This is a genomic window from Streptomyces sp. NPDC021080, from assembly GCF_044333225.1.
Lineage (GTDB): Bacteria > Actinomycetota > Actinomycetes > Streptomycetales > Streptomycetaceae > Streptomyces.
The window spans coordinates 347,503-354,340 of record NZ_JBIRQM010000011.1; the positions used below are offsets into that span (position 1 = coordinate 347,503).

General features: G+C 70.6%; 5 protein-coding genes. 2 read left to right on the forward strand and 3 right to left on the reverse strand.

Annotation, left to right across the window (positions count from 1 at the left end; genetic code table 11):
- Positions 1–131: 131 nt before the first annotated feature.
- A complete protein-coding gene (locus tag ACH4S8_RS27580) occupies positions 132–827 on the forward strand; it encodes a TetR family transcriptional regulator (protein ID WP_398398604.1) in 696 nt (231 codons plus the stop codon).
- On the opposite strand, the gene ACH4S8_RS27585 is transcribed toward ACH4S8_RS27580, so the two are convergent.
- The 3 genes from ACH4S8_RS27585 to ACH4S8_RS27595 form a co-directional block, all read right to left on the reverse strand.
- Positions 750–1,709, reverse strand: a complete 960-nt coding sequence (locus ACH4S8_RS27585) for a DMT family transporter (RefSeq protein ID WP_398398606.1) — start codon at positions 1,707–1,709, stop codon at positions 750–752. The genes ACH4S8_RS27580 and ACH4S8_RS27585 overlap by 78 nt on opposite strands.
- 266 nt (positions 1,710–1,975) lie before the next feature.
- A complete protein-coding gene (locus tag ACH4S8_RS27590; RefSeq protein ID WP_398398608.1) occupies positions 1,976–3,736 on the reverse strand; it encodes an MFS transporter in 1,761 nt (586 codons plus the stop codon).
- Between the two features lie 974 nt (positions 3,737–4,710).
- On the reverse strand, positions 4,711–5,271 hold the full coding sequence (locus ACH4S8_RS27595; protein ID WP_398398610.1) for a TetR family transcriptional regulator: 561 nt from the start codon (positions 5,269–5,271) through the stop codon (positions 4,711–4,713).
- A gap of 454 nt (positions 5,272–5,725) precedes the next feature.
- Between ACH4S8_RS27595 and ACH4S8_RS27600 the strand changes: the two genes are divergently transcribed.
- Positions 5,726–6,838 (forward strand): 2-oxoacid:acceptor oxidoreductase family protein (locus ACH4S8_RS27600; protein WP_398398612.1); only part of this gene is annotated, 1,113 nt, incomplete at its 3' end.

The following is a 6,838-nucleotide window of genomic DNA, read 5'->3' on the forward strand; positions in this document are numbered from 1 at the left end:
GGCACCGGTTCACGATCAGCACTCGACACCACCCCCGACTGCCGGAATGCTCACTACTGGGGAGTCTTCCCATGTGGGATGCTGCTATGGTCGATTTCCTGCATGAATGAATTAATCCCGAAGGGGGACTGGTGGCTACCGGAAACGGGATCCCCTGCGCCGAGCCGGCAAACGCCCAGCCGGGCGTCACCGCCCAGAGCCGCCGATCGTCCTCGCGCGGTGGCGGCAGGCGACCGGGCCAGAGCAGCACCAAGGAGCAGATCCTCACGGCCGCGCTCGAACTCTTCGCCGCCAAGGGCTACTCGGGAACCACCATGCGGGGCATCGCCCAGCAGGCCCAGGTCGACCCGGCACTCATCCACCACTTCTTCAGCAACAAGGAAGGCGTCTTCCAGGACGCGGTCGCGTCCCGGGTCGACATGACGTCCCTCTTCGACTCCCTCACGGACCTGGACGCCGGGAGCGAGCCGGCGCCCGGACGCCGCGGCGAACTGGTCGCCCGGGCGTTCCTCTCCTTCTGGGAGGACGAGGCGACGAGCCCCGCGCTGATCGCCGTCTACCGTGCGGGACTCTCCGACGAGGCGGCCGCGAAGACCTTCCGGAAGCAGATCGAGGACGGCTTCGAGGCCTGTGTACGACGGCTCACGCCCGCGGAGAGCGACCGTGTCCCGGCCTTCGCCTCGCTCGTGTCCGCCCAGCTCTCCGGCCTGGTGACGCTGCGGTACGTGCTGCGGATGGAACCGCTGGCCTCACTCGACTTCGAGGAACTCGTCGAGTGGTTCGCGCCCGCCGTCCAGGTCCACTTCGACCGGATCGCCGAGAGCTGACGAGGCGTCCGGGACGGCCCGGCCGGCCGGCCCGGGAACGAACCCGCCACCCGTCCCGTGGGACTCACCGCCGGATCGCCGGAACTGCGGCCCGCGGACCGCCCCGGGCCACGACGGAACCCTGGGACGTGGAAGCCTGAAGCGCGCCGTCCCCGGATCGTGCTCGGAGCGGGCGTGCGCCAGGACGAACACGCCTCGGCCGGCCGCGACCGCGGCCACCGCCCCGACGAGCGCACCCTGGACTCCACCGGAATAACGGTCACCGAGGACGACCACGCCGACGACCGCGGCGAAGACCGGGTTGACCAGCGTCATGGTGGCGAGTGGAGCCTCCAGGCTTCCCCGGTAGGCGAGTTGGCACAGGACGAGGCCCGTGGTCGCCAGCAGGACGACGCCGGCCGTGAGCAGGACCGCCGAGGCCCGAAGCCGTGACACACCGCCTTGCGACAGCTCCAGAACCGCTGTCTGCGTGAGAGCCGAGGCGGCCCCGAAGGCGACCCCGGCGGCCGTCGCGTACCAGAGGCCGGCCGTCATCGTACGTCTCGCCAGGGCGGCCCCGGCCACCGCGGCCACGAGGAGCGCCACGGTCAGTACCGCCACGCCGGCCACCTGGGACGCACCGAGCGGCCTGCCCGCCGGCGCGGACCGGGTCACCAGGAGCAGTCCGGCGACGCCGGTCACGGTGAGGGCGATCCCCGAACACTGCGCGGCGCTCACCTTTCCGCGCAGGACGACGGCGGACAGCACGGGCGCCGCCACCAGCGTCAGCACTCCGAGCATCTGGACCGCGACAAGTGAGCCGAACCCCAGGGCCGCCGTGTGCAGCGCGGCGCCCACCAGGTTGAGCGACAGGGACACCCACCAGGTGGCTCCGCGCAGCACCCCTCCCCTCCCCCATGCACCCCGCGCACCCCGCGCACCCCGCGCACCCCGCGCACCCCGCGCACCCCGCGACGACGCGACCGCCCGCTGTGCGACGGCCGCACCGGCGTACGCGAGGGCGGAGGCCGCACCGAGCGTGAGAACCGAGAACACGGTTCGTCCTTTCACCGCGGAGAAGGATGAGGTCCACCGACTGCCGGCCGGGCGGGCGGCACGTATGCCGCCCGCCCGGCCGGCACGGGTACCGGATCGAGTACCCGGCCCGGTCAGGCGCCTCCGGGAACGTCCGCGATGTCCTCGGGGCGGACCTTCGGCAGTGCGAGAACCAGCAGGCAGGACAGGCCGAAGCAGCCGATCTGCCAGAACACGACCTGCTCGAAGCTGTCCCCGAAGTTGGACTTCCGGGCCTCGGGCACGGCCGTGCCGAGGACCGCGGCCCGCACCTTCTCCTTGGTCTCCGCGGGCATCGGCGCGTCGGCCACCCGCTTCTCGACGGCCGCACAACTCGCCGGTGTCGCGGTCAGGTCCTTCTGGTTCATCCTGTCGTGGAAGCAGGTCTGGAAACCGTTCGTGACCTGCGCCTGCTGCTCCTGGGACAGCCCGGCCGCGGCGAGGTCCGACCGCAGCGTCGGCAGGGCCGTCCGGCTGGCCGCGTCCGCGTTCGAGCCGAGAAGCCCGTAGAAGAGGATGCCCGCGACGGCGATGCCGACCGCGATGCCGACCTGCTGCACGGTGGCGAGCATGCCCGACGCCGAACCGGCCTCACGGGAACGGATGCCGGCCAGGATGATCCCGGTGCACGGGGCGAGGAAGAACCCGCCGCCGAGGCCCGCGATCATCAGCGAGGGGACCAGCTGGTAGCCGTGCAGATCCGATCCGGCCCAGTGCAGGGTGCCGATCACCCCCGACATGCCGACGAGCAGCAGCCCCGTGCCGAGCGCGAGGGTCTTGGTGCCGAGCCGCTTGACCACGGCCGCCGAACGGGCGGAGCCGACCGCGATGAGCGCGGCGAAGCCGAGGCTGACGAAACCGGCGGAGATCGGGGTGTACCCGAAGCCGATCTGCAGGCTCATGAAGAAGACCATGAAGAACGACGGGATACCGGCGAAGAACACCACGCTGATCACGAGGCCGACGGTGAACGACCGCTCCTTGAACAGCCCGGTCGGCACGAGCGGCGACTTGTCCGCCCGGTGCGACAGCCTGTTCTCGTACCAGAAGAACCCGGCCAGTACGACGGGGCTCAGCACCAGCAGCGCCAGACTCCAGCCCGGCCAGTCGTGTTCACGGCCGATGACCAGCGGCAGGATCAGGCTGAACAGCCCCGTGCTGAGGATGAGCGCACCCGCCACGTCGAGTCGGCGCGCGCCGCCCCCGGAGGACTCCGGGATCTTGGCCAGGCCCAGGAGTAAGGCGACCAGGCCGACGGGCAGGTTGACGTAGAAGATCGCGCGCCAGTCGGTGTCCAGGATGTTGAGCTGGATCAGCCAGCCGCCGAGCACCGGCCCGAGCACCGTGCCGAGACCGACCGAAGCCCCGTACATGGCAAGGGCCTTGGGGCGCTCCTTCGCCGAGAAGGTGACCTGGATGATCGAGAGCACCTGCGGGAACATCAGGCCGGAACACATGCCCTGGAGCACCCGGGCCCCGATCAGGAACGTCGGGTTCGGTGCCGCGCCGCACAGCGCCGAGGCGAGGGTGAAGCCCAGCATGCCGATCAGGAAGATCTTGCGGCGGCCGTGGATGTCGCCGAGCCGGCCGCCGGTGACCAGGACGCACGCGAAGGCGAGCGAGTAGACCGCGACGACCAGTTGGATCTCGGCGAACGTCGAACCGAGGTCGCTCTGCAACGAGGGCAGGGCGACCATCGTGATCGTGGTGTCCAGCATCTGCATGAAGATGGCGGACAGCGTGACGGCGAGGATCACCCAGCGAGCGGGGTTCAGGACGGACCCGGCGCCCGGCGATCCGTCGGGCGATCCGCCAGGCGGAGCCGGCGCCTTCACGCCCGTGTCAATCGATTCCATGTCTCCTCCTTGGGACGCCGTCCGCTGACAGCACCCGCGAATTATTCACTCTCCAATGAAGTCTACGAACACTGAATTCCTATCCGCAAGCTCGACGCCCATGTTCCGGACAGGAGAGGCAGGGCCGACACCCCCCGAGAGGGGCGCGGTTGACGTGCGAAGACACCTGCGGAACAGTCAGGAGCGGGTGCGCCGCGCGCCGTTCCGGATCAGCGGGAGACGCGCCGATCCGGGAGCCCGGCGAAGACGTCGACCGCAGCGGTGACGGGAGCGCGCCCCCTGAACCGGAGGCACACCCCCCCGAGCTGGGGGAGCAAGGCCGATTGCGCGCGGGCCGACGGGCGGGCCACCGACGGACAGACCGACGATGGGTGGACCGACGGCGAGCGGACCGACGATGGACGGGCCGACGGCGGGATCGACGGCGAGCAGACCGGCGACAGAGAGGGCCGACGACGGGCGGGGCCACCAGCGGACGGGTGCCGGCGACAGGTGGACCGATGGTGGGGCTACCGACGGGCGGGCAGCGACGAGCGAGCCGACCCCCCACGGGTCGCGGGTCGGGACAGGGCGCGGGGCGGTTCGCGGGTCGGTTCGCAGGTCGGGACAGGGCACGAGGCGGGTCGCCGGGTCGGGCGCGGGGCGATGAGGCCACGGAAGGGCGCCCAGGACCTGGGCGGAGCGCCCCCACCCCGGCCGGACGGGACAACACCGGCCACCCCTGGTCGCCGGGGCGCACCGGGGACGGGCGAGCCGAACCATGCGCACGCGACGCCGGGCCCGCCGCCGGCCCACGCGGTGGCCGCACGCCCCGGCTCGCCGACGTCAGTCGAGCCGGCCCCCGCCGGACGCGCCGGCCGGACCCCGTTCGACTCGTGACGGCCCCAAGCCCACAGGCCCGCACACCGAACCCGTCACCCCGGACCACGGGACCCGTATCGACACGGGCCGCGGCCCCCGCCCGGGACCACGCCTCAGCAACGCGAACGGTGCACGGGGGCGCACGGGGCCACGGATCCCGAAGGATCCGCGGCCAGGAAGGACGCCACCGCGGGCGCCAGCGCGTTCACCAGTTCGGCGGGATCGGCCTCGTCGGCCAACTCGGCCGGAAGCAGACCCATATGACGTGACGTCATGACGCCCACGAGCAGACTGCTGACGAGCGCCAGCCTGATCCCGTCCGTTTCCGCGACCCCCTCAGGGACGAGCGACTGCCGGAACCGCTCCCTGGCCGCCGGCAGGTCGAGCGCGGAACGCAGCACTCCGAGGATGCGGCGGCACTGCACCGGATCGTTCCAGTCGGCGACGGCGTGCCGCAGCAGCCATTCCGCGGCGTCCGGATCCCGTCGCCCGATCGCCTCCCGGAACACCTCCGCCGGGCGGACCGTCTCGGCGACGACGGCGTCGTACAGCGCCTCCTTGGAGGCGAAATAGTGTCCGATCAGCGCAGGATCACACCCTGCCGCGGCGGCGACGGCCCGCAGTGACGTGTCGCGGTAGCCGAGTTCCGCGAAGAGGTCGCCGGCGGATCGCATGATGGCCTGTCGAGTTCCGGGCGTGCCCCTAGTTTCGGCCACGGCAGCACTTGCTCTCGATCACGAGTCCCCCCGAAGGACGTGCTCCCCGCTCGGCCGTCCCGCGGGTGTCCACAACGACGGGACAGCGTGACACCGAGCCCCACATTAATTCATTGGATCATGAAGTCTACACGCAGTGACTTCTCTGGTCAAAGCTTCGAATCCTCTCCTGTAGCGAACAACTACCCAGCACAGAAGGGCGGTTGGCACGGTACCAGGACAAGCCGACACGCCCCGGTCAGTTGCCGTACCGAGCCGCCACACGACACCCCGACAGACAATTCAACGCCCATTGAAATTAATGGGCGGTCCCCCTACGCTCGCAGCGGGCGCCCAACCCTCGTTCAGTGCGACGGCTCTGCGGGTGCATGCCCGCGCACACGCATTCCGCCCCAGGGAGAGGCACGCGCAGGTGACGAAACAGACGGATCGGCTCGACCGGGTCATCATTCGGTTCTCCGGCGACTCGGGCGACGGTATGCAGCTCACGGGTGATCTGTTCACCTCACAGACGGCGGCCTTCGGCAACGACCTGGCGACGCTGCCGAACTTCCCGGCCGAGATCCGCGCGCCCGCAGGCACCCTGCCGGGCGTGTCCAGCTTCCAGCTGCACTTCGCCGACCACGACATCCTCACGCCGGGCGACGCGCCCGACGTCCTGGTGGCCATGAACCCGGCGGCCCTCAGGGCGAACATCGCCGACGTGCCGCGCGGCGGTGAACTCATCGTCAACACCGATGAGTTCACCGAACGGGCGATGCAGAAGGCGGGTTACGGCACGAGCCCGCTCAAGGACGGCTCGCTGGACGGCTACCACGTCCATCCCGTCCCGCTGACCACGCTCACCGTGGAGGCGCTCACCGGCTTCGGTCTGACGCGCAAGGACGCGGACCGCTGCAAGAACATGTTCGCGCTGGGCCTGTTGTCGTGGATGTACCACCGGCCGACCGAGGGAACCGAGAAGTTCCTGCGGACCAAGTTCGCCAAGAAGCCCCACATCGCCGAGGCGAACCTCGCGGCGTTCCGCGCGGGGTGGAACTTCGGTGAGACGACCGAGGACTTCGCCGTCTCCTACGAGGTCGCGCCGGCCTCGAAGACGTTCCCGACCGGCACCTACCGCAACATCTCCGGGAACCTGGCCCTGTCGTACGGCCTGGTCGCCGCCTCCCGGCAGGCCGACCTGCCGCTCTACCTGGGCTCCTACCCCATCACCCCGGCCTCGGACATCCTGCACGAGCTGTCGAAGCACAAGAACTTCGGGGTGCGCACCTTCCAGGCCGAGGACGAGATCGCCGCCGTCGGCGCGGCGCTCGGCGCGGCGTTCGGCGGCTCCCTCGCCGTCACCACCACATCCGGGCCCGGCATCCTGCTCAAGGCGGAGACGATCGGCCTGGCGGTGAGTCTCGAACTGCCCCTGGTGATCGTGGACGTCCAGCGCGGCGGTCCGTCGACCGGGCTGCCGACCAAGACCGAGCAGGCCGACCTGCTGCAGGCGATGTACGGGCGCAACGGCGAGGCCCCGGTA

Excerpts from the sequence above, each read along its gene's own strand:
- ACH4S8_RS27590 (WP_398398608.1), bottom strand. The coding sequence starts at position 3,736 with ATGGAATCGATTGACACGGGCGTGAAGGCGCCGGCTCCGCCTGGCGGA.
- ACH4S8_RS27595 (WP_398398610.1), bottom strand. The coding sequence starts at position 5,271 with ATGCGATCCGCCGGCGACCTCTTCGCGGAACTCGGCTACCGCGACACG.